This window comes from Streptomyces sp. NBC_00016, from assembly GCF_045040885.1.
In the GTDB taxonomy this organism is placed as follows: Bacteria; Actinomycetota; Actinomycetes; order Streptomycetales; family Streptomycetaceae; genus Streptomyces; species Streptomyces coriariae.
Window position 1 is genome coordinate 8,745,098 of sequence record NZ_CP108304.1, and the last position, 23,836, is coordinate 8,768,933.

The following is a 23,836-nucleotide window of genomic DNA, read 5'->3' on the forward strand; positions in this document are numbered from 1 at the left end:
GTTTCAAGGCACGTCTTGACAGCGGTGGCGGCGCACCCGGAGTATCACTCCCGTGAACCTGTCAGACAGCCAGACAGGTGGGGCGGGGCCGCGGCGCATCAGCGCGATGGAAGCGGTCCTCACCCACCTCCGCGGCGCCATCGAGCGCGGCCGCTACGCCATCGGTGACAAGCTCCCTTCCGAGGCGGAGCTCTGCCGCACCCTCGAGGTGTCCCGGCCCGTCCTGCGGGAAGCCCTGCGCGCCCTGCAGACGATGGGCCTGACCGTCGCCAAGACGGGCAAAGGCACCTTTGTGATCGCGAACACCGTGGAGGACCCCACCTTCGGCGACTACGCGGCCAGCGACCTGCTCGAAGTGCGCCGGCACGTCGAGGTCCCGGTCGCCGGATACGCGGCGCTGCGCCGCACCCCGGAGAACCTGGACCACCTGGCACATCTGCTCGACCGCATGGAGCGGGAGACGGACACCACCGCGTGGGTCGCGATGGACACCCTCTTCCACCTGGCCGTCGCCGAGGCCGCCCAGAACCCGGTGTTCCGCCGGGTCATCGAGGAGATCCGGGACGCACTGGCGCGTCAGTCGGCCTTCCTCAACGAGCTGGGCGGACGGCGCGAGCAGTCCAACCGCGAGCACCGGGCGATCGTCGAGGCGCTGATCGACGGTTCCGAGCCCGACGCGGTGGAGGCCATGAGCCACCACCTCGACCGCGTCGAGACGACCCTCACCGACATCGTGCGCGCCCCGCGCACGGACACTCCCCTGGAAGGCGGACCCGCGGCGTGAGCGACCAGCACCTCAAAGACGAGACGCGCCCCTCGACCCGTCACGTCGACGCCGGAGACGAGGGCTACAGCAAGTCGCTGAAGTCCCGCCACGTCAACATGATCGCCATCGGCGGCGCCATCGGCACCGGTCTCTTCCTCGGCGCCGGCGGGCGGCTCGCCGACGCGGGCCCGTCCCTCTTCATCGCCTACGCGGTCTGCGGGATCTTCGCCTTCCTCGTGGTGCGCGCCCTCGGTGAACTCGTGCTGTACCGGCCCTCCTCCGGCGCCTTCGTGTCCTACGCCCGCGAGTTCATGGGCGAGAAGGGCGCGTACACGGCCGGCTGGATGTACTTCCTGAACTGGGCCACCACCGGCATCGCCGACATCACCGCGGTGGCCACCTACACCCACTACTGGGGCATGTTCTCCGACATACCCCAGTGGGTGATCGCGCTCATCGCCCTGGCCGTGGTCCTCACCGTGAACCTGATCTCGGTGAAGATCTTCGGCGAACTGGAGTTCTGGTTCGCCATCGTCAAGGTCAGCGCGCTGGTGATCTTCATGTGTATCGGCATCTTCCTGCTGGTCACCCAGCACCCGGTGGACGGCGCCACCCCCGGCCCGTCCCTCATCACCGACAACGGCGGCGTGTTCCCCAGCGGCCTGCTGCCCATGCTGCTGATCATCCAGGGCGTCGTCTTCGCCTACGCCTCCGTCGAACTGGTCGGCGTCACCGCCGGTGAGACCCAGAACCCCGAGAAGATCATGCCGAAGGCGATCAACTCGATCATGTGGCGCGTGGGTCTGTTCTACGTCGGCTCGGTGGTCCTGCTGTCGATGCTGCTGCCGTGGAACAAGTACACGTCCGGCGAGAGCCCCTTCGTGACGGTCCTCTCCAACATCGGCATCCCCGCGGCGGGCGGCGTGATGAACCTCGTCGTCCTCACCGCGGCCATGTCCTCGCTCAACTCCGGCCTGTACTCCACCGGCCGCATCCTGCGCTCCATGGCGATGTCCGGCTCCGCGCCGAAGTTCACCGGCGTGATGAGCCGCAGCCAGGTCCCGTACGGCGGCATCCTGCTCACCAGCGGTATCTGTGTGCTGGGCGTCGGCCTCAACTTCGTGGTCCCGGCGGACGCCTTCGAGATCGTGCTGAACTTCGCGGCGATCGGCATCCTCTCCACCTGGGGCATGATCATGATCTGTCACCTGCTCTTCTGGCAGAAGACCCAGAAGGGCGAACTGACCCGGCCCGACTACCGGCTGCCGGGCTCCCCCTGGACCGAACTCGTGACCCTGTTCTTCCTCGCTTCGGTCCTGGTCCTCATGTACGCCGACGGCGGCGCCGGACGCACCACCGTGCTGTGCCTGCCGCTGATCGCCGCCGCGCTGGTCGCCGGGTGGTACGCCATCCGCCGCAACCTCGCGCGCACCTCAGCCAAGGCCGACGCGTGACCCCCGCGCCGGCCGCCGACCACCCACCAGTGATGCAGGCAGTGATGTACAGCAGTTCCCTCGCCGACGCCCCCGCGATCCGCGAACCCCTCCACACCCCCGTCGCCCACCTCGTCCGCGGCGGGGTGACCGAGGGCATCCACTACGGCTCCGTCGTCGTCCTCGGCGCGGGCGGCGAGATCGAGCTCCAGCTCGGCGACGTCGAGGCCGCCTTCTACCCGCGCTCGGCGCTCAAGCCCGTCCAGGCCGTCGCCATGGTCCGGGCCGGACTGCCGCTCGACGGCGAGCTGCTCTCGCTCGCCGCCGCCAGCCACTCCGGCGAGGAACGCCACCTCGCCGGGACCCGGCGGATCCTCGACCTGGCGGGCGTCTCGGAGGACGACCTGCGCAACGTCACCGACCTGCCGTACGACCCGGCGGTCCGCGACGGATGGATACGGGAGGGCCGCGCGCCCTCCCGACTGGCCCAGAACTGCTCCGGCAAGCACGCGGCCATGCTGTACACCTGCAGGCTCAACGGCTGGTCCCTGGACGACTACCTCGACCCGAAGCACCCGCTCCAGCAGGCGATCGCCGAGATCGTCGAGGACCTCACCGGACAGCGGATCGCACGGGTCACCGTCGACGGCTGCGGCGCCCCCCTGTTCTCGGTCTCCCTGCACGGCCTCGCCCGGGCCGCCGCCCGCGTCACCGCCTCCGCGCCCGGCACCCCCGAGGCGCGGGTGGCCGACGCGATGCGCGAGCACGCCGAGATGGCGTCCGGCTCCGGCCGGGACGTGGCCGCGCTGATGCGGGCCGTCCCCGGCCTGCTGGCGAAGGACGGCTTCGAGGGCGTCGAGGTCGCCGCGCTCCCGGACGGCCGGGCCGTCGCCGTCAAGATCTCCGACGGCGCGAACCGAGCCCGCGTCCCGGTCACCGCGGCCGCCCTCGTCCGCGCCGGTGTGGACCCCGCCCTGCTCACCGAGTTCGCGGGCGAACCCCTCCTCGGCGGCGGCGAACCGGTCGGCTGCGTCCGCCCGGTCCGCGCACTGGACCCGGTCACCGTGCGCGCCTGCGCCTGACGGACACGGACGACCGATGCGGCCGCGCCCAGCCCCTCCGGGCCCCCGACCGGCCGCCGGGGCCACGTACGGCACCGCCGCACCCGGCGGGCCCGTCGTGTGCCGGTCCGCCCGGCTGCCGGGTGGCCGGTGGGCGTGGCCGTCGCCCACGACACCCCGCGGGCGGACGCCGTACCGCCCCGCCAGCCCGGTGGTCACCCACCGGCGTTCGACCCGGCCGACCCGTACGACCACGGCGATCACCGTGCCCCGGCGCCGCGCCGACCGGCCGGTGACCGACCGGCCGGTGACCGTTGGGCATTCGGCAGTCGGCAGTCGGCAGTCGGCAGTCGGCAGTCGGCAGTCGGCAGTCGGTAGGCGGTACGCCGTGCGCAGGCTGTCGCTGCGCCGGGCTCGGTACGCCGTACGCCGTGCACCGGCCCGCCGTGCGTCTCGTGCGCCGCGGTCGGGCGGCGCGTCGGAACCCGGTCGCCTCGTGCGGCCGACCCTGAACCACCGGCCCGGTCACCGCCGGGCGGGTGCATCGACCGGCTCGGGCGGGCGTCACCCCGTACCGCCCGAGCCGGCCGCCTTCCCACCGGACGACACCCGCTCCACTCGACCCTCACCCTCGGAAAGAGGCCGCACCCTCATGACCGCCGCCGTCACCCGCAGCGAACACGACCTGCTCGGAGACCGGGACGTCCCGGCCGACGCCTACTGGGGCGTCCACACCCTGCGCGCCACGGAGAACTTCCCCATCACCGGGACGCCGATCTCCGCCTACCCACACCTCATCGACGCCCTCGCCGCCGTCAAGGAGGCCGCCGCCCTCGCCAACGAGGAGCTCGGCCTGCTCGCGCCGGACAAGGCGGCAGCCATCGTCGCCGCCTGCCGTGAGATCCGCGCGGGGAAGCTGCACGAGCAGTTCGTCGTCGACGTCGTCCAGGGCGGCGCGGGCACCTCGACCAACATGAACGCCAACGAGGTCGTCGCCAACCGCGCGCTGGAACTGCTCGGCCGTGCGAAGGGCGAGTACCGGCACCTGCACCCCAACGAGGACGTCAACCTCGGCCAGTCGACGAACGACGTCTACCCGACGGCCGTCAAGGTCGCGACCGTCTTCGCCGTGCGCGGCCTGCTCAAGGCCATGGCCGTCCTCCAGGACGCCTTCGCCCGCAAGGCCGTCGAGTTCCGCGACGTGCTCAAGATGGGCCGTACACAGTTGCAGGACGCGGTCCCGATGACGCTCGGTCAAGAGTTCTCGGCCTATGCCGTCATGATCGACGAGGACCGCAACCGTCTTGACGAGGCCGTCCAGTTGATCCATGAGATCAACCTGGGTGCCACGGCCATCGGCACCGGCCTCAACGCTCCCGCCGGATACGCCGAGGCCGCCCGCCGCCACCTCGCCGAGATCACCGGGCTGCCGCTGGTCACCGCGGCCAACCTGGTCGAGGCCACCCAGGACTGCGGTGCGTTCGTCCAGATGTCCGGCGTGCTCAAGCGCGTCGCGGTCAAGCTCTCCAAGAGCTGCAACGACCTGCGGCTGCTGTCCTCCGGGCCGCGGGCCGGCCTCGGCGAGATCAACCTGCCGCCCGTGCAGGCCGGTTCGTCCATCATGCCGGGCAAGGTCAACCCGGTGATCCCCGAGGTCGTCAACCAGGTCGCCTTCGAGGTGATCGGCAACGACGTCACCATCACCATGGCCGCCGAGGCCGGACAGCTCCAGCTCAACGCCTTCGAGCCGATCATCCTGCACTCCCTGTCGGAGTCCATCACCCACCTGCGCGCCGCCTGCCTCACCCTCGCCGAGCGCTGCGTGGACGGCATCACCGCCAACACCGAGGTGCTGCGGGCGAGCGTCGAGAACTCCATCGGCCTGGTCACCGCCCTCAACCCGCACATCGGGTACACGGCGGCCACCGACATCGCCAAGGAGGCCCTCGTCACCGGCCGCGGGGTCGCCGAACTCGTCCTGGAGAAGGGCCTGCTGCCCGCCGAGCGGCTCGCCGACCTGCTGCGCCCCGAGGTCCTCGCGGGCAACGGAGCCCCCCTCGTCTGACCCCCCTCGTCGGACAGCCGTCGTCGGACAGCCGTCGTCCGACAGCCCTCGTTCGACACCCGTCACCCGCGACGACGCGCCGGGACCGGCACGGAGGCACAATAGTGATCATGACAACGACGCCGTCCCGTGGCTTCCAGCCGGTCCTGGACCGCATCGCCGAGGAGATGGAACGCACCCCCGGCCGGGGCCGTCCCGCCGACTACATCCCGGCGCTCGCGGCCTGCGACCCGCGCCGCTTCGGCATGGCCGTCGCGGAGCCGGACGGCACGGTGTACGGCGTGGGGGACTGGCGGGAGCCGTTCTCCACGCAGTCCCTCACCAAGGTCTTCACCCTCGCCCTGGACCTGGCCCGCGAGGGCGACGAACTCTGGGAGCACGTGGGCCGCGAACCCTCGGGCAACCCCTTCAACTCCCTGATCCAGCTGGAATACGAGAACGGCATCCCGCGCAATCCCTTCATCAACGCGGGCGCGCTGGTCGTCACCGATCGGCTCCAGACCCGTACGGGAGACGCGGCGGGCGAACTCCTCGGCTTCCTGCGTGCGGAGAGCGGCAACCCCACGCTCGGCTTCGACGAGGAGGTGGCCGCCTCCGAGGCCGCGCACGGCGACCGCAACGCCGCCCTCGCCCACTTCATGGCGTCCTACGGCAACATCGACAACCCGGTACCGGTCCTCCTCGACCAGTACTTCCGGCAGTGCTCCCTCACCGCCTCCTGCGCCGACCTCGCCCTGGCCACCGGCTTCCTCGCCCGGCACGGCGTCCGCGCCGACGGCACCCGGCTCCTCACCGGCAGCCAGGCCAAGCAGGTCAACGCGGTGATGCTGACCTGCGGCACCTACGACGCGGCCGGCGAATTCGCCTACCGGGTCGGCCTGCCCGGCAAGAGCGGCGTGGGCGGCGGCATCATCGCCGTCGTACCGGGCCGCTGCACGCTGTGCGTGTGGAGCCCGGGTCTGGACGAACGGGGCAACTCGGTGGCGGGAGTGGCCGCCCTGGACCGGTTCACGACCCTGACCGGGGTGTCGGTGTTCTGAGCCCGCGGTTCGGACAGCGGGACGCTCCGGGCCCGCGGCCGGTCCTGGCCCGCGGCGCTCGTCGCCACCGCGCCCGGCTCACACGTCGGTCACGCGCAGGCCGCCGCCAGGCAGGCGCGATGTCGCTCTGCGGTCACCCGGGGCGGACACCATGACAGCGTGCTGACCAAGGCCTTTCCCATCGATCTACGGCGCTGCCAGGTTCTGGGCCTGGCCGGGACCGCCTGTCTCGCGCTCGGCGGCGAGACGGCCGGCGCGCTGCCCGCCCGGGAGCTCCTGGCCCCGTCCTCGGTGCACGCCGTGCTCGGCCTGGTCGGTGTGTACTTCGGGCTGGTGCTGCTGACCGCGGCCTGGATCCTGCTGGGCACGCTGGTGCGTGGCGCGGATCCGCCGACCCCCCGCGCCCTCGTCCTGGTCCTCGTCGTCTGGGCGGCGCCGCTGCTGATCGCGCCGCCGCTGTTCAGCCGGGACGTGTACAGCTATCTCGCGCAGGGTGCCATGGTGGACGCGCACCTCGACGTGTACGCGCACGGTCCGGCCCGGCTCGGCGGCCCGCTCGCCGACGAGGTCGCCCCGCTGTGGCGGAACACCGGAGCCCCGTACGGCCCGGTCTTCCTCGCCGTCGCCGCCGCGCTGTCCGGACTGACCCGGGGCGCCCTGTCCGCCGGGCTTCTCGGCATGCGGTGCGTGGCGCTGGCGGGGGTGGCGCTGATGACGGCCGCCCTGCCCCGGCTCGCCCGGCACAGCGGAGCGGACCCGGCCGCCGCGCTCTGGCTCGGCGCGCTGAATCCGCTGGTCCTGCTGCATCTGGTGGCCGGCGCCCACAACGACGCGATCATGCTGGGCCTGCTCGGTGTCGGGCTGGTGGCCGCGCTCGGCGGGCGCCCGGTGCTCGGGGCCGTCCTGGTCACCCTGGCGGCCCTGGTCAAGGCGCCCGCCGCGCTGGGTCTCGTCGCGATAGTGGTCCTGTCGCTGCGGGCGGGCCGGCGCCCGTTCCTGACCCTGCTGGGCACGGGGGCCGCGGCCGCCGCCACCACGGTCGTGGCGACCGCCGTCGCGGGCACCGGCTACGGCTGGATAGCAGCCCTGGACACACCCGTCTCGGCGCACAACTGGGCGCTCACCAGCCTGCTGGGCCGGGCCACCCGTGCTCTCCTGGAGGGCCTGGGCAGCGACCTCGCGCCCTGGGCGGTGCCCGTCTGGCACGCCCTGGGCCTCGCGGTCACCGCCGCCGCCCTCGTCGTCATCTGGTGGCGGCTGCGTCGGCGCCCGGTCTACGCGCTCGGCCTGAGTCTCGCCACGGTGGCCGCGTTCGGCCCGGCGATCCGCCCCTGGTACGCGCTCTGGGGTCTGTTCCTCATCGCCGCCGCGGCCCCGGACACCCTGATACGTCACCGGACGGCGGCCGTGGCGGGCGTCCTCGCCCTCGCGGTCCTGCCCGACGGGGGCCCCGCCGACACCGGCCGCCTGGTCCTGGCCGTGTGCGGCGGCGCGCTCGCCGTGGTCGTGCTGTGGCAGGCCCACCTCGCGGCACAGGCGCCGACCGCCCTGGGACGTACGGCGTGAGACCTCGTGAGTTCCGCCGGGTGAGACCGCCCCGCACCGACCGCGGCCGTCTCCTGCTGCTCCTCGCGCTCGCCGTCGTCGTCACCGTCTTCACCGCGACGGTGCCGCTGCTGCGCGACTGGTTCGACCTGTGCGTCTACTACGGCACCGTCAACAGCTGGATCCACGACGGCGGCCGGGTCTACGACTACCGGGTACCGGGCACGCCGTACGGCTTCACCTACCCCCCGTTCGCGGCCGTCGTCATGCTGCCGATGGCGCTGGTCGGGCTGCGCACCGCGACAGTGACCGCCCTGCTGCTCAACCTGGCGGCGCTGGCGTTCGCGGTAAGGGTGTGCGTCGGGCCCCGGTGGCGGCGGTACGGCTGGTACGGAGCAGGCCTCGCCGCCTGCGCGCTCGCGCTCTTCGAACCGCTGCGCGACACCCTCAGCTTCGGCCAGGTCAACCTGCTGCTGCTGGCCCTGGTGCTCGCCGACGCCGGGCTGCTCGCGTCCGGGCGGACCCGCTGGGCCGGGGTCGGCATCGGCCTGGCGGCGGCCGTCAAGCTCACGCCCGCGCTCTTCATCGGGCTGCTGCTGGTCGCGCGCCGGTGGCGGGCGGCCGCGGTGGCCACGGCCGTGGCGGCGGCCGCCACCGCGTTCGCGGCCCTGGTCGCGCCTGACGCCTCGCGCTTCTACTGGACGCGGGCCCTGTGGGACACGACCCGGGTGGGCCGGCTCGACTACGTCTCCAACCAGTCGCTCCAGGGCGTCCTGGCACGGCTGGGCGTGGAGAGCCGGGCGGTCTGGGCGGTGCTGGTGCTGGCCGCCCTCGGCTGGTGGGCGTGGCGGGCCCGGCGGGCGGTCGCCGCGCGGGACTGGCAGGCGGCCTTCGCCCTGACCGGCCTCACCGCCTGTCTGGTCAGCCCCGTGACGTGGGTGCACCACCTGGTGTGGCTGCTGCCGTCCTTCGCGGTGCTGATCCGCGCGGGGCGCCCACGCGTCGCGGGCGCCCTGTACGCGGTGCTGTGCACCAGCGTGGTGTGGCTGTGGTTCGACGACGCGTCCGGCGTCGACGGCTTCCTCGGCAGCAACGTCTACACCTGGATCACGCTCGGCCTGCTGGTGTGGCTGCCCGTCGGTCATCCTCCCGAAGGGCGCCGGCCGGCGAGCCGCAGCACGAGCGCCACGGCCGCCCCGCCCAGCGCGGCGGCGCCCGCGATCAGCGCCGCCTCCGGCCAGCCGGGCGGGTCGGCGGCGGGGACGGCCACGGCGACCGTGGCTCCGGCCGGGGAGAGGCGGCGGCGGAGGCCGAGGTGGGCACCGGCCCGGCCTCCGGGCCCGGCCCGGGTACCGGCCGCGGCCGGGGACGGGCCCGCAGCGCGTCCAGCGAGCCCACCGGATCGACCCGCCCGGCGGCCGCGAAGCCCCAGTCCAGCAGCGCGCGCGCCTCTTCGTAGACCTCGAACCCGCCGCCCGCCTGAGGGTTCATCACCGTCACGACGAGGGTGCGTCCGCCCTGACGGGCGGCGGCGACCAGGGTGTTGCCTGCGTTGCTGGTGTAGCCGTTCTTGATCCCGATCAGCCCCGGGTACGGCTCGACACCGTCCGCCCCGGTCAGCAGCCGGTTGGTGTTGGCGATCTCGTACGACCAGTCGTCGTCGCCGGGGAAGCTCGCCTCCGCGGTGCCGCAGTACCGCGCGAAGTCCGCGTTGCGCAGCCCCGCCCGTCCGAACACCGCCAGGTCGTACGCGGAGGACACCTGGCCCGGGGTGTCGTATCCGTCGGGCGACAGCACATGGGTGTCCAGGGCGCCCAGCGAGCGCGCCTTGGCCTGCATCCGGGTGGCCGTGGCGTGCCAGCCGCCGCTGAGGGCCGCCAGTACGTGCACGGCGTCGTTGCCGGAGTTGAGGAACACTCCGCGCCACAGGTCGGCGACCCGGTACGTGTGTCCCTCGGCGACTCCGACGAGGCTGCTGCCCGGCCCGACGCCGCTGAGCTCCTCCTCGCTCACCCGGTGCCGGATCTCGCCGGGCAGGACCGGCAGCACCGTGAGGGCGAACAGGGTCTTGAGGGTGCTGGCCGGGGGCAGTTTGCGGTGCGCGTTCGACGCGGCGAGCACCTCACCCGTCCGCGCGTCGGAGACCAGCCAGGACAGTGCCGAGACGTCGGGGACCTCGGGGGCGCCACGGTGGGGTCTGACCTGCGTCCCGGAGCGGTGGAGCACGGACGGCCGGGGCGCCGTCACCTGGGGGCCGGCCGGCCCACCGGGTTCCCCCGGCGATGCGGGGTCCGCGTCGGCCGGGTCGGCGGCCGCGGCGGGGCCGAGGGCGAGGACGCCCGCCACACAGAACGCGCACGCCGTCGCAACGGCCCGGGAAGTGAATCCGATCGTCATACGATCAACGTAGGAATGAACCCGGCATTCCCCGCGCTGCCCGTGCCGGACACGGGGGTGCGTGCACCCGGATGCCGCACGCCGCGCCCTATGCGGCGGGCAGGGTCGGCTGGATGCGGCGCAGAAAGGCGGTGTTGTCCGGCGTCTCGCGCATCCGCTCCAGGAGCGTCTCCAGGTTCGTTTGGCCGTCCCGGGTCTGCAGGGCCCGGCGCAGACCGCGTACCGCGGTCAACTCGCCGGGGGAGTAGAGGAGTTCCTCGCGCCGCGTGCCGGAGCCGTTGATGTCGACGGCCGGGAAGACCCGGCGGGAGGCCGGTTCGCGGTCGAGGCGGAGCTCCATGTTGCCGGTGCTCTTCAGTTCCTCGAAGTAGAAGTCGTCGGCGCGGGAGCCCGTTTCGACCAGGGCGGTGGCCAGGACGGTGAGCGAGCCGCCCTCCTCGGCCGCCCGTGCGGCGCCGAAGAACCGCTTGGGGCCGATCAGCGCGGTCGCGTCCACACCGCCGCTGAGGGTGCGGCCCCCGGCGGCGGCCGCGTTGTTGTGGGCCCGGCACAGCCGGGTGAGCGAGTCGAGGAGGATCACGACGTCCTCGCCCGCCTCGACGAGCCGCTTGGCCCGCTCGATGACGAGTTCGGCCAGCGCGATGTGCTGCTTCGGCGCCCGGTCGAACGTCGAGGCGTACACCTCGCCGCGCACGGAGCGCCGCATGTCGGTGACCTCCTCGGGCCGCTCGTCGAGCAGGACGACCATCAGCCGCGCCCCGGGGTGGTTGCCGGCGACGGCGGCGGCGATCTGCTGGAGCAGTACGGTCTTGCCCGTCTTCGGCGGGGCGACGATCAGTCCGCGCTGGCCCTTGCCGATCGGCGCGACGAGATCCGTGACCCGTCCGGCGAGGCCGGCCGCCGGATGTTCGAGGCGGAGCCGCTCGTGCGGGTGGACGGGGGTGAGGTCGCGGAAGTGCCGACGGGCGCGCAGTTCCTCGGGCGTACGGCCGTTGACACGGGCGACCTCGGTGAGGGCGCGCTGGGTACCGCGCACCCCTTCGACGAGGTCGCCCCTGCGCAGGTTGTGACGGCGGATCAGCGCGGCCGGGACCTGGAGGTCGGCGGGTGTGGGCAGGCAGTCCGCGGGGCGCAGGTGCCCCTTCCCGCCGGCGTCGATGTCGAGGACACCGGCGGCGACCCGGGCCGGGGGCTGCTGCTGTACCGGGGGGTGTTCGAGAGTGGTGGTCATGGTGGTCGGTCCTTTCGAGGACGGAAGGCTTGAGACATGCGGAGGGGGGAGCAGCCGCGAAGGGAGGGCGCACGGCGCGCCTCGGGCGGCGGGAACAGCACCTCGGCCACGGCAGAACCGAACCGTCGGTGAGGTGGTGCGGGAAAGCCGCTGTACCGGTCGGAAACGACGGGTGATGCGGCGAACTGAAGGGAACTGGCACCGGCGCCCACAAGGGGGGCGTACACAAGTGCTACCGGCACTGTAGCACGCCGGTCGGTCCCGCTGGTGTCAACGCGCCCATGGCGACGGTTGTTCCCCACGGCGCGGCCACCCGGCGAAGGGCGACGCGGAGATGCTGCGCGGCCCTGCCACGACCCTGCCGTCCGTCGCCCCCGCATACCAGCCATACGAACCCCCGATGCCCCCGGGCCGACGCATTTCTTGTTCCGGCGAAAGGCTCTCCCTACGCTGCCACCACCGCACTTCGGCGGCATGAACAAGGGACTTGGACAATCATGGGTCGACTGGCGGGGAAAATCGCCTTCATCAGTGGCACGGGAGCCGGAATAGGACGTGCGGCGGCGCTGCTGTTCGCGGCGGAAGGGGCGAGTGTATTCGGCTGCGACATCGACGCCGACGACGCCGCGGAAACCGTGGAACTCGTGGAGAAGGCGGGGGGAGTCATGCGCTCCCACGCCCCCGTGGACCTGTCCACGCAGGCGGGTGCGAAGGAGTGGATCGACGCCGGGATCTCGGCCTGGGGCGGAATCGACATTCTCTACAACAACGCCTCCGCGCTGCGGAACGGACCGTTCGACAGCCAGCCGGTCGAGGACTGGTACTTCACCCTCCGCAACGAACTGGACATCCCGTACCTGTGCACCCGCGCCGCCTGGCCGCACCTGGTCGCCCGTGGCGGCGGGGCCGTCCTCAACGTCGCCTCGGTGGCCGCCGTACGCGGCGCCCCGTTCCTGCCGATGGTGCCGCACGGTGCCGCCAAGGGCGGTGTGCTGGCCATGAGCAAGCACCTCTGCGCGGCCGGCGCCCCGCACCGCATCCGGGTCAACACCATCGCCCCCGGCATGACCCGCACCTCGGCCACCGCGCCCTTCCTCGACGACCCCGAGGGGCCGAAGGCCCACCTGGAGGCGCGGATCCCCGTCGGCCGGATCGCCGAACCGGAGGACATCGCCCGCGTCGCGGCCTTCCTCTGCAGCGACGAGGCCGCCTTCGTCAACGGCGCCAACCTCATGGTGGACGGCGGCGACAGCGCGATGGCGGGCTGACCCGGGATGCGCGCCCGGCTCGACCACGTCGGCGTCAACGTCCGCGACCTCGCCGCCCAGACCGCCTGGTACCAGGACGCGTTCGGGCTGAAGAGCGTCTTCGAGTTCCGCCTCGACGGCACCGGCCTGACCGGGGTCGTCCTGGAACATCCGCACGGCTGGCGCCTCGAACTCCTCGCCCGCCCCGGATCCGCCCCGGGCCTGAGGGCCCCCGATCCGGTGACCGCCGTCCTCACCGAGGGATACGGCCACTTCGCGGTCACCACCCCCGAACTCGGCCCCGTCTACGACGCCCTCGTGGTGTGCGGAGCGGGCGAGGTCAGAAAACCCGGGCCGTCGCCCGAACCCGGCGTCCGTATGGCCTGGGTCAGTGACCCCGAGGGAAATCTCATCGAACTCATAGAGAAGAACGCAGAGTGAGGGAAAGTGCGATGACGGATTCGACGTCCTTGACGTCCGCTGTGAAAAGACTGGACCGTGGAACGCTCATAGCATGCTGTCTCGCGGTCGCCGCGGCACAGTTGTGCATCACGGTTCCCTCGCCCATCAACGGAGAAATCCAGGCGGCATTCGGCGCCTCGGGTTCCCAGGTCGCCTGGGTCACCTCGGCGTTCATTCTCCCCACCGCCATTCTTGAGCTGAATTTCGGTGTGGTGGGCGACCTCTTCGGCCGCAAACGCCTGCTGGTGCTCGGCGGACTGGTTCTCGCGCTCGGTGAACTCCTCAACGCCACCGCGCAGAACATCGGCATGCTGTGGATCGGCCAGGCCCTGGCGGGCGTCGGCGCCGCCGCGCTCTTCCCCAGCTCCCTCGCCGTGATCGCGGCGGCCACCCCGGGTGAGAAGGACCGGGCCAGGGCCGTGTCCACCTGGGCGCTCAGCATCTCCCTCGCCTCGGCCGCGGGCCCGCTGTCCTCCGGTGTGCTCGCCACGGTCGCCGACTTCCGCTGGGCGTTCGTGCCCCCGGTCGTCCTCGGTCTGGCCGTCGCCGTCACCAGCCGGGTCCTCGTCACCGACTCGAAGGCACCCGAGGGCCGCGCCCTCGACTGGCCCGGCCAGATCACCGTCGCCGTCGGCCTCACCGCCCTGCTCTGGGGCATCATCGAGGGCGGCGAACGCGGCTGGAGCAGCCCCGCCATCGTCGGCTCGCTGACCCTCGCCGCGGTGTCGCTCGTCGCCTTCGTCGTCGCGGAGAAGCGCGCCGAGTCGCCGATGTTCAATCTCGACCTGCTGAGGATCCCGTCGTTCGCGGCCGCCGCCGTGGTCGCGCTGGCCGGCATGTTCGGCTTCATCGGCACCGCCTACTGCGTCTCCATCCGCCTCGGGGCCGTCATGCACCTCAGCGCGCTGCGGGCCGGCATGCCGTTCGTGATCCTCCAGCTCGTCCCGCTGCTCCTGGCGCCCGTGCTGAGCCGGATGCTCACCCGGGTCGAACCCCGCTGGCTGCTCATGGGCGGCCTGCTGCCGATGGCCGCCGGGCAGTTCTGGATCGCGGCCCTGCCCATCACGACCACCTCGCTCGCCGCCTTCATCGGCCCGGTGCTGCTGCTCGGCATCGGCTTCATCTGCGTGGTCTCCTCGCTGACCTCCGCCGCCGTGAACGCCGTACCGCTCCACATGACCGGTATGGCCAGCGGCGCGACCAGCCTGGTGCGCGAGTTCGGCCAGGGCCTCGGCCCCGCCGTCATCAGCACCGTCGCCATGAGCGCGGCGTCCGCCGCGCTGGTGGGCAAGCTGAGCGGAGCCGACGCCGGGATGGAGGCGGCCGCGGGCCCCCTCGCGGTCGTCAACGCCGGCAGCGACAGCGCCCGCGCGGCGGCCCAGGCCGCCCTCGGCCACGGGATGGCCGTCGGCGTGGTGATCTGCGGCTGCGCGTCGCTGCTGGGCGCGCTGGTCACGCTGTTCCTGGTGCGGAAGAGCACCGCTCGGGCGACGGTCGGCGCCCGGGTGCGGACGGCGACCGTCTAGGCAGCGGCCCCTGGCCGGACAAGCGGTCCTGAGGGGGAGCCGGACCGACGGTGGACACAGGAGAGGCCGGGAGAAAGTCCCGGCCTCTTCCGGGTTCTCCCACAGATGTCCCCAGAGGGTAACGATCCGTAACGGTAGGGGACTTGACCGCCATTTCTGCATTATCTTCACGTCATGTCCACGCCGCCTCAGCCCCCGCAGCAGCCGGAGCAGCCGTCCGAGGCGCCGGCCCAGCCGAGCGCGTATCCCTATCCGCATCCGCAGTCGCCGGCCCCCGGCGGGCCGTTGGGTTTCCCGCCGGCGGCACCCGCGACCCAGGTCGGCCAGCCGAGCGTCTATGCCCAGCCGACCCTGGTCGGCCAGCCCGCGCCGCCCCAGCCGGTCAACCCCTACCTCCAGCAGGGTCCGTACCCCGTGGTCGGCCCGCCGCCCGGAAGCGGCGGCGGTGGCGGCGGCGCGGGGAAAGCCGTCCTGTGGGGCGCCGTCGGAGCGGTGCTGGCGTCCGCGGCCTGGGCGGCCGGCGTCTTCCTGATCGGCGCCGAGGACGACCCCGACCTGCGCGGTTACTCGGCGCCTTCGAACCTGTGCAACTCCACGGACTACTCGTCCTTCAAGGAGGAGTACCCGGACAACGACACCTCCCCGACGCACAACACCCTCAAGGACGACGCCCTCGACGAGGGCCTGTGCAGCATCAGCCTGAAGAAGTCCACGTCCAGCTACGCGGACGCCTACCTGTACTCCCAGCTGGACCTGCACAAGAAGACCGACCCCGGACCGGAGTTCACCGCGGCCTGGAAGAACTACGCCGACAGCCACACGGGTTACGACGTGGAAGCCATCACGGGCATAGGCGACGAGGCCTATCTCGTCAGCAACGACACCACGTCCGGGTCGTCGAGCGGATCCCTCTACGCCACACTCGCCGTGCGGGACGGCTGGGTGACGTACACGATGAGTTACAGCGCCTACTACTCCTCGTACGACGACGACACGGATCCGCCGACGCTCGAAGAGGTCACCGGCTACCTGAAGACGGACACGAGGACGACCCTGGAGGACCTCGGGGGTTGAGGTCCGGCCACGGCAGGGGCCACCCGGCACGGCGGCCGGCACGCGGGCACACGCCTCAGCGGCCGGCCTCCGGCGCGTCCAGCGCGTTCGTGATCGCCATCACCCCGCCGTGCGCCGCGTACCCGCCGTCGACGGTGATCTCCGCGCCGTTGACGTACGACGCCTCGTCCGACAGCAGATAGACGACGAGCGGTGCCACCTCCTCGACGCGGCCGGGGCGCCCCTGGGGCGTCATCGCCAGGTGCGCCTCCACGAACACCGGGTTCGCGGAAGCCATCAGCGGGGTCTCGATGTACCCGGGGTGCACCAGGTTGGTGCGGATCCCCCGGGGCGCCAACTCCAGCGCCGCCACCTTCGACAGTCCGCGCAACGCCCACTTGCTGGCCGTGTAGGCGACCGCGTGATGAGCCGTCAGGGCGGCCACCGAGCCGACGTTGACGATGGACGAGCCGGCCGGCATCAGCGGGGCGAGCGCCTGGATGCCGAGCAGCGCACCGGTCGTGTTCACCGCGAACGCCCGCTCCCAGTCGGCCGGTCGCACCTGGCCGAGGCGCGCCCGCACGGCGATGCCCGCGTTGTTGACGAGGCCGTGGACGACGTCCAGCTCGTCGGCGAGGCCGGCCCAGTCCTTTGGCGAGGACACGTCCAGGTGCCGGTGGCGTACGTCGAGGCCCTCGGCGCGCAGGGCCGCGGCCAGCTTCTCGCCGGGCTCGTCCAGGACGTCGGTGGCGACCACCGTCGCGCCCTCCCGGGCGGCGGCCGCCACCTCCGCGGCGCCCTGGCCCTGCGCGGCTCCGGTGACGACGACGGTGCGGCCCGCCAGACGCGTACGGCTCACGGCTCCTCCTGGGGGTACGGGAATCCTTCCCGTCCACGCTAGGGAGCCGCGGTCAGCTCCGGAAACGCGTGTTCACCATGGCTGGCATCCGCTCCGGCGATCACCGGTTCGTCCAGCGACGCGCCCACCCGGCGCACCGTCTCCCGCAGCCAGCGGTGTGCCGGGTCGGAGTGCCGGTTGTGGTGCCAGTACATGGCCTCCACCAGTGGTACGTCGGGGAACGGCGTCGGTACGACGGCGCAGCGGGCGAAGCCCTCGTAGCGCCGCGCCAGCCGCTCCGGCACCAGGGCCACCAGCTCCGTGCCGGCCACCAGGAACGGCAGGACGCTGAAGCCCGGCGTGCTGACCTGCACCCGCGGGACGATGCCGAGGGTCTCCAGCTGCCGGTCGGTGGGCGTGAGGCTCTTGCCGATCGCCGACGCGGCGTGCGGCATCTGGGCCAGGTCGGTCAGCGAGAGCCGTCCGTCGACCAGACGCGGATGGTCCGGGTCGACGATGCACACGAACCGGTCGTGCATCACGGCCTCGCTGACCCCGGGCAGCTGGTAGCCGAGCGGCACCACCATCAGGTCGTGACAGCGCAGGTGGGTCTCCGTCTCCAGCTGACCGTCGACGATCGGGTGCACGTCGATCCGCACACCCGGCGCCTCCTGGGCGATGACCCGGAGCAGCGGCTCCACGAACACCGTCATCACATAGTCGGACATCACCACGGAGAACCGCTGCCGGCTGCGCGACGGGTCGAAGTGCCGGGTGAGCGACAGCGCCTCCTCGGCCTTGTGCAGGGAGGCCTGGACGACGGGCAGCAGCCGCTCCGCGAGCGGCGTCAGCTCGTACTCGCGGCCCACCCGGATCAGCAGCTCGTCGTTGAAGTGTCGGCGCAGCCGGGCCAGCGAGCCGCTCATCGCGGACTGACTGGTGGAGAGCCGCACCCCGGCATGGGTGACGTTCTGCTCCTCCAGGAGGGCTTCCAGCGCCACCAGAAGATTGAGGTCGATCGCTCCGAGACCCAACTGTTGTCCCCTTCCGGCCGCGCCGCGTCCTTGAAGCTCGGTGGAACCGGAGCGTAACCACCCCGTCCGCGGCGAGGAAGACTCCGGGTGGCAACTCACAGGGATCCGATAACAGCCATCGGATCCCCGGATACCCGCAGGTCAACGAAGAGCGGGCTGGCTACGGCCGCGGCGTGCGCCCCCGCTTGCGCGCCCGTGGGAGATAGACGTCCCCGCGCCCCGGGACGATCCGGTTGCGCAGGGTGCCCAGCCGCTCCACGCTCAGCTCCACCTCGTCGCCGGGCCGCAGCGGCGGCGGGGTGCGCTCCCCGACACGGCCCCAGAACTCGGCCAGTGCGCCCCATCCGCAGGTGCCCGAGCCGAGGACGTCGCCGGGCCGCACCCAGGCGTCCCGGGAGGCGTAGGCGACCATCTCCTCGAAGGTCCAGGAGACGTTCGCCAGGGTGTCCCGGCCGATCAGCCGCCCGTTGAGGGTGGCCGTCATCTCCAGGTCCAGGAAGCCGTCCGGGTCGCGCCGGTCCTCCACCTCGTCGGCGGTGACCAGACAGGGGCCCAGCGTGTTGGCGAAGTCCTTGCCCTTGGAGAAGCCGAGCCCCAGGTTCTTCTCCGGTTTCTGCAGGTCCCGGGCCGACCAGTCGTTGAAGACCAGATAGCCGACGATGTGTGCGCGTGCCCCCTCGGGCGTGAGATCGCGTCCGGCCCGGCCGACGACGGCTCCGACCTCCAGCTCGAAGTCCAGCACCGAGCAGCCCGCCGGCACCGGCACGTCGTCGTGGGCACCGTAGGCCGCGTGAGGGTTGGTGAAGTAGAAGTTGGGCGCCCGGTACCACTCCTCGGGCACGTGCTCCAGGCCGTCGAGCGACTTCGACACCCCCTCGATGTGCGCCTCGAACCCGACGAAGTCCCGGATGGACGGCGGCTTCAGCGGCGGCAGCAGCCGCACCTGGTCCACCGCCAGCTCACCGGGCCGGCCGAGCGCCTCCCGTCCCGCCGCGTGCAGTACGTCCTGCTCCACCAGGGTCAGGACGGTGACACCCTCGGGCAGTGGATGGACGACCCCGTCCCGCACCACGCCGGCGCGCTCGGCGCCCTCGTACTCGTATGTCGCGAACCGCATCGCTCACTGCTCCCAGTGGTTGGTGTTGGTGACGGCCCCGGAACCGAGGTAGCCCGCGAACAGACCCTTGGGGTCGCGCACGGCCCGGATCTCGTTCAGCCGCCGCCACTGCGCGTCCCCCATGAACCGCAACTGCCGCACGGTGAAGTCGGAGTCGCCGAGGTACTGGCCGGCGGTCACCGGCCGCATCGCCGCCGTCGCCGCGTCCAGCCAGGCCCGCAGCTCCGCGTCCCGCGCCGGGTCGTCGTACACGACGTAGGTGGCGCAGTAGATCTCCGACTGCAGCGAGAAGGCCATGTCGGGGAGCGGGCGCAGCGGGGCCATCGAGAACCAGATGGTGAAGGTCCCCGGCGTCGGGTGCCCGGTGAACGCCTCGCGGATCGCCGGGACCACCTCCCGTGCCGGGCCCGTCAGCCAGGCGTTGTCGACGAGGTAGCGGTGGCCCTCGGGGTTGGCCGCGCGCTGGCCCGCGAGCTGCTCGGCCAGGGTGGTCGGCCGCGCCTCGACCCGGAACAGGGCCCGGTCGGCGTACGGGTTCGCGTGCAGCGGGGCCAGCGCCTCGGCGGCCTGCGCCGGGGTGTCCGTCATCGACACGCCCGTGACCAGCAGCACCGCGGTGCCGGAACCCGGCGGGGTCTGGGTCAGAGCGACGATCTCGACCAGGTCGGACACCGTGTGGTGCATGCCGTGCAGCCAGGTCATGACCTCGTCGAAGAGCTCCAGGGGATAGCCGTGGACCGTGTGGGCGAGGTGCCGCGGCAGGGGCCGGGTGCGCAGATGGAAGCGGGTGACGATCCCGAAGAAGCCGGGGCCCGCCCCACGGGCCGCCCAGAACAGGTCGCTGTGGTGCTCTTCGTCCGCCCGGACCAGCTCGCCCTCGGCGGTGACGACATCGATCGCGACGATGTTCTCCGCCGCCCAGCCCCAGCCACGCGCGTTCCAGCCCTGACCGCCCTGGAGCAGAAAGCCGCCGATGCCGACGGAGGGACAGTGGCCCCCGTTGAAGAAGCGTCCGAACTCGCCGAGATACGGGTTGAGTTCGTCGCCGCCCTTGACGCTGGGCGTGGCCGTCACGATCCCGGTCGCGGGGTCGTAGGCCATCTCCCGGAACTCTCCGAGGTCGATCAGCAGCGCGTCCTCGCGCACCGACCAGGCGGCCCAGCTGTGGCCGCCGGAGCGGACGGCGACCTGCCAGCCGCGTTCCAGGGCGAGCCGCACGCCCTCGACGACGTCCTGCTCGCAGACGGCCTCCAGGACGGCCGCCGGCGTGCGGTCCACGGGACGCCGGGCGTTGAAGACCCGCCCGAAGCAGGCCTCCTCGAAGCCCTCGTCGCCGGGGAGGTGGAGAGTGCCGGAGAAGCGGTTCGCGTTCACGTGCCCGCTCATTTCACCGCGATCGGGTTGACCGGCGCGCCCACCGCGCCGGTGACCGGCAGCGGGGCGGCGACCAGCAGGAACTCGTGGACACCGTCGGCCGCGCAGTCCTGCGCGAGGGCCTCCAGGTCCCACATCTCGCCGAGCGGCAGGCCCATGTTGGGGATGGCGATCTGGTGCAGCGGGGACATCGCCGGCTCGGCGAACTCGTACGGCCGTACCTCCAGACCCCAGGTGTCCGTGGCGATCGCCGCGATCTCCGTGCGGTGCAGCCAGCCCAGGGTGGTGAAGGACAGGCCGGGCGCGTCCCCGGCCGCGTATCCGCCCCAGCCGCCGAGCCGCCGTACCCGGCCGAGCTGACCGGTGCGCACCAGCACGAGGTCACCGCGGCGCACGGTCGAGGTGGCGCCCTGCGCCTCGATCGTGGCGCGCAGATGCTCCTCCAGGATGGCGAAGCCGTCGGGCAGTTCGCCGTGTTCGTCGCCGACCGCCCGGCCGACGTCCAGCAGGACCCCGCGTCCCGTGAAGACGTCCGCCATGTGCTCGATGCCGGTGACCGAGTCGCCGTCGCCGTTCACGATGGTGCACGAACGGCCGTTCCAGGCCTGCTTGTTGTCGAAGATGTGGCCCAGCCCGTCCCACTGGGTGGAGGCCTGGAGGGGCATCACCACATGATCGTCCGCCCCGCCGAAGCCGTGCGGGAAACCCTGGGTGCCCGCGGCCGCGTCGGACCCGGTGTCCTTCATGTAGTGCACCGGGTTGATCCGGCCGCGGAAGCCGCGCTGCGGCCCCGCCTCGTTGAACTCCAGGGCGAGGGAGAAGGAACGCCCGCGGCGGACCAGGCCCGCCGCGTGGGCGCGTATCGCGTCGTCGAGGAAGTTGAGCGTGCCGAGCACGTCGTCCTCGCCCCAGCGACCCCAGTTGCGGTACGCGGAACGGGCCTTGGCGAGCTCCTCCTCGATGGGACCGAGGGTCATCGCGGATGTCCTTTCAGCAGCAGGTCGAGTGCGGTGCCGCCGGCGACGGCGGCCCGGTCGGCCGGGGAGAGGCCGGCGGCGTCCAGGCGGGCCAGCGGATCGTCGACACCCATGTCGAAGGGGTGGTCGGTGCCGAGCACCACCCGGTCGGCGCCCACCTCCGCCACCAGGTGGCGCAGGGCGCGCGGGGTGTAGACGAGCGCGTCGAACCACATCCGCCGCAGATACGCGCTGGGCGGCTCGGCGCAGCCGCGGGCGTCCGGCCGTACCCGCCAGGCGTGGTCGGAGCGCCCGATGTACGTCGGCAGATAGCCACCGCCGTGGGCGGCCACCAGCCGCAGGCCCGGGAAGCGGTCCAGGACCCCGGTGAAGATCAGGTGCGAGAGGGCGACCGCCGTCTCCACCGGCTGTCCGACGGTGTTGCCCAGGTAGTGCGTGGCGAGCCGTTCGCCCAGCGAGCAGCCCCAGGGGTGCACGAACACGACGGCCCCCCTCTCCTCGGCCGCCCGCCACACCGGGTCGTGCGCCGGGTCGGCCAGCTCGCGGCCGTGCACGGTCGTGGAGACGCTGATCCCGTACAGGCCGAGTTCGCCGACCGCCTCCGCGAGGAGCCTCACGGCCAGGTCCGGATGCTGGAGCGGCACCGTGCCGAGCCCGTGGAGCCGCGCGGGCGCCGCCGCGCAGTGCGCGGCGACGGCCTCGTTGACGGTACGGGCCAGCCGTGCGGCCGTCGCCGGGTCGGCCCAGTAGTGGTGCATCGGCATCGGGCCGACCACCTGCGCGTCGACCCCCATCGCGTCCAGATCGGCGAGTCGCGCGGACACGTCCGTCAGTCTCGGCCGCAGCCGCTCCAGCTGGGCCCGGTTGACGGCCAGGGAGGCCGGGGAATGGGCCCGCTGTTCGGCGGCCAGCTCTTCCGCGAGGCCGGGGGTGCCCGCGACGATCGCCTCGGCGGCCGGGACGGCGAGATGGCCGTGGAAGTCGACGACGGGGGCGCCCGGCCGGCCGGCGGGCGCGCTCACGCGGCCGCCGTCAGCGAGTCGAGGGTCTCCGACATGATCCGGGCCGGGTCCGCGCCGGGAGTGTCGGGGTGGATCTCCCACTCGGCCAGTCGCAGCGAGTTCTCCAGCACCATCCGCACCCGGGGCAGCCGCCGGGCCATGAAGCGGTCCAGGGCCTTCTCCAACGGCTCGGCCCCGGTGACCAGTTCGGCCAGCAGCACCGCGTCCTCCAGGCACATGGCCGCGCCCTGGGCGATGAGCGGCGGACAGGCGTGCGCGGCGTCGCCGACGACCATCGTCCGGCCGCGGTACCAGGGCTCGTCCACGAGCACCGCCTCGATCCAGCGGTAGTCGACCGCCGTGTCGTCCGGCAGCGAAGCGATGATCTTCGCCCAGGTGCCGCCGTACCCGGCACCGCGCTCCCGCATCAGCGACAGCGGGGCTCGCGGACCCACGAGGGAGGCGTCCAGGTTCTCGTCCAGGAGGTAGGTGTAGCAGCGGTCGGCGGAGATCGGGCTGTAGCCGGCCTTGAAGCGCGGGCCGCCGTAGTACACCTCGTGGCAGACCATCTCCGCGGGCCGCTCGGCGACCACCCGGAAGATCGACATGCCGACCGGAGCGGGCGTGGCCGTGATCCCGATCAGCTCGCGCATCCGGGAGTTGATCCCGTCGGCGCCCACCATCAGGTCGTAGCGGCCGGTGGTGCCGTCGGTGAAGGTCACGTCCACGTGGTCGGCGGACTGCTCCAGACGGTCGACGGTGAGGCCGAGCCGCACGGTGACGCCGTGCGCGTGCACGGCGTCACACAGTGCGTCCTGCAGGTCCGACCGCAGCGCACCCGCGGTCGGGGGCAGGTCCGGCCCCCCGGTGCGCGGAGTGGGCAGCTCCGCGATCAGCGCGCCGTCGGCGTGCAGCAGCCGCAGCACGTCGAACGGCACGGCCCGCTCCAGGACCCGGTCCAGTACGCCCACGGAGCGCAGCGCCTTGAGCGCGTTGCCCTGAAGGGTGATGCCGTGGCCCACGCCGAACCACCGGGGGGAGATCTCGACGAGGTCGACGTCGGCGCCGCGCTGGGCGAGCGCGACGGACAGCACGCTTCCGGTGATGCCGCCGCCGACGACGAGCACCTTCTGTACGGGCATGGGCGATCCTTGCGGACGTAGGAACAGGTGGGGGAGATCGGGTTCAGCGCGGGACGGGTTCGTCGTAGTGCTCCACGGCCGGCGGCGCGGCGAAGAACGGTCCGACCAGCGCGCGCCAGCGCCCGAAGCGCTCGGACTCCCGGAAGCCGACCGTGTGGGCCTCGACGGAGTCCCAGCCGACCAGCAGCAGGAACCCCTGCGGCCGCTCGACGCAGCGCAGCAGCCGCGCCCACCGGAAGCCGTCGGCCTCCGCGAGCACCTCCCGCGCCGTACGGAAGATCTCCTGGAACTCCTCCTCCCGGCCGGTCTCGACGGTCAGTTGGGCATGCTCGACGACCACGGCGGACTCCGTTGGTTTCCTCGGGACGGGGGTGCTCCGAGCCTGGTCGGCGGCCGCCCGCGCGGTCAACGGATCGAGGCATCGCCAAGGGGGACGTCATCCATCCCGTACGGCGATGGAGGTACCGCGCGGTGAAGCCGCCCCCCGGCGCGGCCGGGTGCGGGCACGCCGGTGATGGCAGGCATCG

General features: G+C 72.5%; 19 protein-coding genes and 2 pseudogenes. 11 read left to right on the forward strand and 10 right to left on the reverse strand.

The features are described 5' to 3' along the window. Positions 1 to 106: 106 nt before the first annotated feature. The 7 genes and pseudogenes from OG933_RS38835 (at position 107) to OG933_RS38865 (ending at position 9,369) form a co-directional block, all read left to right on the forward strand. On the forward strand, positions 107 to 784 hold the full coding sequence (locus OG933_RS38835) for a FadR/GntR family transcriptional regulator (RefSeq protein WP_020126059.1): 678 nt from the start codon (positions 107 to 109) through the stop codon (positions 782 to 784). Continuing rightward, a complete protein-coding gene (locus OG933_RS38840) occupies positions 781 to 2,220 on the forward strand; it encodes an amino acid permease (RefSeq protein WP_405631708.1) in 1,440 nt (479 codons plus the stop codon). The genes OG933_RS38835 and OG933_RS38840 overlap by 4 nt, the downstream gene beginning before the upstream one ends. Positions 2,221 to 2,264: 44 nt before the next feature. Further along, entirely contained in the window at positions 2,265 to 3,281 is a 1,017-nt protein-coding gene (locus OG933_RS38845) for an asparaginase (RefSeq protein ID WP_020126061.1), read from the forward strand. A gap of 631 nt (positions 3,282 to 3,912) precedes the next feature. Further along, positions 3,913 to 5,325 carry an aspartate ammonia-lyase gene (aspA, locus tag OG933_RS38850; protein WP_362521542.1) on the forward strand — a complete coding sequence of 471 codons (1,413 nt, stop codon included), beginning with the start codon at positions 3,913 to 3,915 and terminating at the stop codon, positions 5,323 to 5,325. Between the two features lie 110 nt (positions 5,326 to 5,435). Next, positions 5,436 to 6,365, forward strand: a complete 930-nt coding sequence (locus OG933_RS38855) for a glutaminase (protein ID WP_054240994.1) — start codon at positions 5,436 to 5,438, stop codon at positions 6,363 to 6,365. 159 nt (positions 6,366 to 6,524) lie between these two features. Continuing rightward, positions 6,525 to 7,931 carry a polyprenol phosphomannose-dependent alpha 1,6 mannosyltransferase MptB gene (mptB, locus tag OG933_RS38860; protein ID WP_405631710.1) on the forward strand — a complete coding sequence of 469 codons (1,407 nt, stop codon included), beginning with the start codon at positions 6,525 to 6,527 and terminating at the stop codon, positions 7,929 to 7,931. A gap of 20 nt (positions 7,932 to 7,951) precedes the next feature. Continuing rightward, positions 7,952 to 9,369: pseudogene (locus OG933_RS38865) on the forward strand (glycosyltransferase 87 family protein). Positions 9,370 to 9,452: 83 nt separating this feature from the next. Here the strand turns inward: OG933_RS38865 and OG933_RS38870 are convergent. Together OG933_RS38870 and rho are read right to left on the reverse strand one after the other, a co-directional pair. After that, positions 9,453 to 10,307: pseudogene (locus OG933_RS38870) on the reverse strand (D-alanyl-D-alanine carboxypeptidase family protein); the annotation flags it as partial. An 88-nt stretch (positions 10,308 to 10,395) separates the two neighbouring features. Beyond that, entirely contained in the window at positions 10,396 to 11,538 is a 1,143-nt protein-coding gene (rho, locus tag OG933_RS38875) for a transcription termination factor Rho (RefSeq protein ID WP_362521551.1), read from the reverse strand. 497 nt (positions 11,539 to 12,035) lie between these two features. Here rho and OG933_RS38880 point away from each other — a divergent pair, with 497 nt between their 5' ends. The 4 genes from OG933_RS38880 (at position 12,036) to OG933_RS38895 (ending at position 15,847) form a co-directional block, all read left to right on the forward strand. Beyond that, positions 12,036 to 12,806, forward strand: coding sequence for an SDR family NAD(P)-dependent oxidoreductase (locus OG933_RS38880; RefSeq protein WP_362521554.1), 771 nt, complete (start codon positions 12,036 to 12,038; stop codon positions 12,804 to 12,806). A 6-nt stretch (positions 12,807 to 12,812) separates the two neighbouring features. Beyond that, complete coding sequence (locus OG933_RS38885; protein WP_405631713.1) at positions 12,813 to 13,226, forward strand: VOC family protein; 414 nt, start codon at positions 12,813 to 12,815, stop codon at positions 13,224 to 13,226. An 11-nt stretch (positions 13,227 to 13,237) separates the two neighbouring features. After that, positions 13,238 to 14,773 carry an MFS transporter gene (locus OG933_RS38890; protein ID WP_405631716.1) on the forward strand — a complete coding sequence of 512 codons (1,536 nt, stop codon included), beginning with the start codon at positions 13,238 to 13,240 and terminating at the stop codon, positions 14,771 to 14,773. Between the two features lie 174 nt (positions 14,774 to 14,947). Next, the gene (locus tag OG933_RS38895; RefSeq protein ID WP_405631717.1) at positions 14,948 to 15,847 is read left to right on the forward strand and encodes a hypothetical protein; all 900 of its coding nucleotides are present in this window, start codon (positions 14,948 to 14,950) and stop codon (positions 15,845 to 15,847) included. Between the two features lie 55 nt (positions 15,848 to 15,902). Here OG933_RS38895 and OG933_RS38900 read toward each other — a convergent pair whose 3' ends face one another. The 8 genes from OG933_RS38900 to OG933_RS38935 form a co-directional block, all read right to left on the reverse strand. Next, a complete protein-coding gene (locus OG933_RS38900; protein WP_362521566.1) occupies positions 15,903 to 16,685 on the reverse strand; it encodes an SDR family oxidoreductase in 783 nt (260 codons plus the stop codon). Positions 16,686 to 16,723: 38 nt separating this feature from the next. Beyond that, positions 16,724 to 17,698, reverse strand: a complete 975-nt coding sequence (locus OG933_RS38905; RefSeq protein WP_405631720.1) for a LysR family transcriptional regulator — start codon at positions 17,696 to 17,698, stop codon at positions 16,724 to 16,726. Between the two features lie 160 nt (positions 17,699 to 17,858). Beyond that, on the reverse strand, positions 17,859 to 18,815 hold the full coding sequence (locus tag OG933_RS38910) for a fumarylacetoacetate hydrolase family protein (protein WP_405631721.1): 957 nt from the start codon (positions 18,813 to 18,815) through the stop codon (positions 17,859 to 17,861). Positions 18,816 to 18,818: 3 nt separating this feature from the next. Further along, positions 18,819 to 20,189 (reverse strand): FAD-binding oxidoreductase, encoded by a 1,371-nt coding sequence (locus OG933_RS38915; RefSeq protein ID WP_405631722.1) that lies wholly within the window; start codon positions 20,187 to 20,189, stop codon positions 18,819 to 18,821. 8 nt (positions 20,190 to 20,197) lie between these two features. After that, on the reverse strand, positions 20,198 to 21,166 hold the full coding sequence (locus tag OG933_RS38920) for a cyclase family protein (protein ID WP_405631725.1): 969 nt from the start codon (positions 21,164 to 21,166) through the stop codon (positions 20,198 to 20,200). Continuing rightward, positions 21,163 to 22,188, reverse strand: coding sequence for an amidohydrolase family protein (locus OG933_RS38925; RefSeq protein WP_405631726.1), 1,026 nt, complete (start codon positions 22,186 to 22,188; stop codon positions 21,163 to 21,165). The genes OG933_RS38920 and OG933_RS38925 overlap by 4 nt, the downstream gene beginning before the upstream one ends. Beyond that, the gene (locus OG933_RS38930) at positions 22,185 to 23,309 is read right to left on the reverse strand and encodes an FAD-dependent monooxygenase (protein WP_405631727.1); all 1,125 of its coding nucleotides are present in this window, start codon (positions 23,307 to 23,309) and stop codon (positions 22,185 to 22,187) included. Before OG933_RS38930 ends, OG933_RS38925 begins: the two co-directional genes overlap by 4 nt. Before the next feature lie 43 nt (positions 23,310 to 23,352). Then, positions 23,353 to 23,649, reverse strand: a complete 297-nt coding sequence (locus OG933_RS38935; protein WP_405631729.1) for an antibiotic biosynthesis monooxygenase family protein — start codon at positions 23,647 to 23,649, stop codon at positions 23,353 to 23,355. Between the last annotated feature and the right edge of the window lie 187 nt (positions 23,650 to 23,836).

Excerpts from the sequence above, each read along its gene's own strand:
- OG933_RS38835 (WP_020126059.1), top strand. The coding sequence starts at position 107 with ATGGAAGCGGTCCTCACCCACCTCCGCGGCGCCATCGAGCGCGGCCGC.
- OG933_RS38845 (WP_020126061.1), top strand. The coding sequence starts at position 2,265 with ATGTACAGCAGTTCCCTCGCCGACGCCCCCGCGATCCGCGAACCCCTC.
- aspA (WP_362521542.1), top strand. The coding sequence starts at position 3,913 with ATGACCGCCGCCGTCACCCGCAGCGAACACGACCTGCTCGGAGACCGG.
- OG933_RS38855 (WP_054240994.1), top strand. The coding sequence starts at position 5,436 with ATGACAACGACGCCGTCCCGTGGCTTCCAGCCGGTCCTGGACCGCATC.
- rho (WP_362521551.1), bottom strand. The coding sequence starts at position 11,538 with ATGACCACCACTCTCGAACACCCCCCGGTACAGCAGCAGCCCCCGGCC.
- OG933_RS38880 (WP_362521554.1), top strand. The coding sequence starts at position 12,036 with ATGGGTCGACTGGCGGGGAAAATCGCCTTCATCAGTGGCACGGGAGCC.
- OG933_RS38885 (WP_405631713.1), top strand. The coding sequence starts at position 12,813 with ATGCGCGCCCGGCTCGACCACGTCGGCGTCAACGTCCGCGACCTCGCC.
- OG933_RS38890 (WP_405631716.1), top strand. The coding sequence starts at position 13,238 with ATGACGGATTCGACGTCCTTGACGTCCGCTGTGAAAAGACTGGACCGT.
- OG933_RS38895 (WP_405631717.1), top strand. The coding sequence starts at position 14,948 with ATGTCCACGCCGCCTCAGCCCCCGCAGCAGCCGGAGCAGCCGTCCGAG.
- OG933_RS38910 (WP_405631721.1), bottom strand. The coding sequence starts at position 18,815 with ATGCGGTTCGCGACATACGAGTACGAGGGCGCCGAGCGCGCCGGCGTG.
- OG933_RS38920 (WP_405631725.1), bottom strand. The coding sequence starts at position 21,166 with ATGACCCTCGGTCCCATCGAGGAGGAGCTCGCCAAGGCCCGTTCCGCG.
- OG933_RS38930 (WP_405631727.1), bottom strand. The coding sequence starts at position 23,309 with ATGCCCGTACAGAAGGTGCTCGTCGTCGGCGGCGGCATCACCGGAAGC.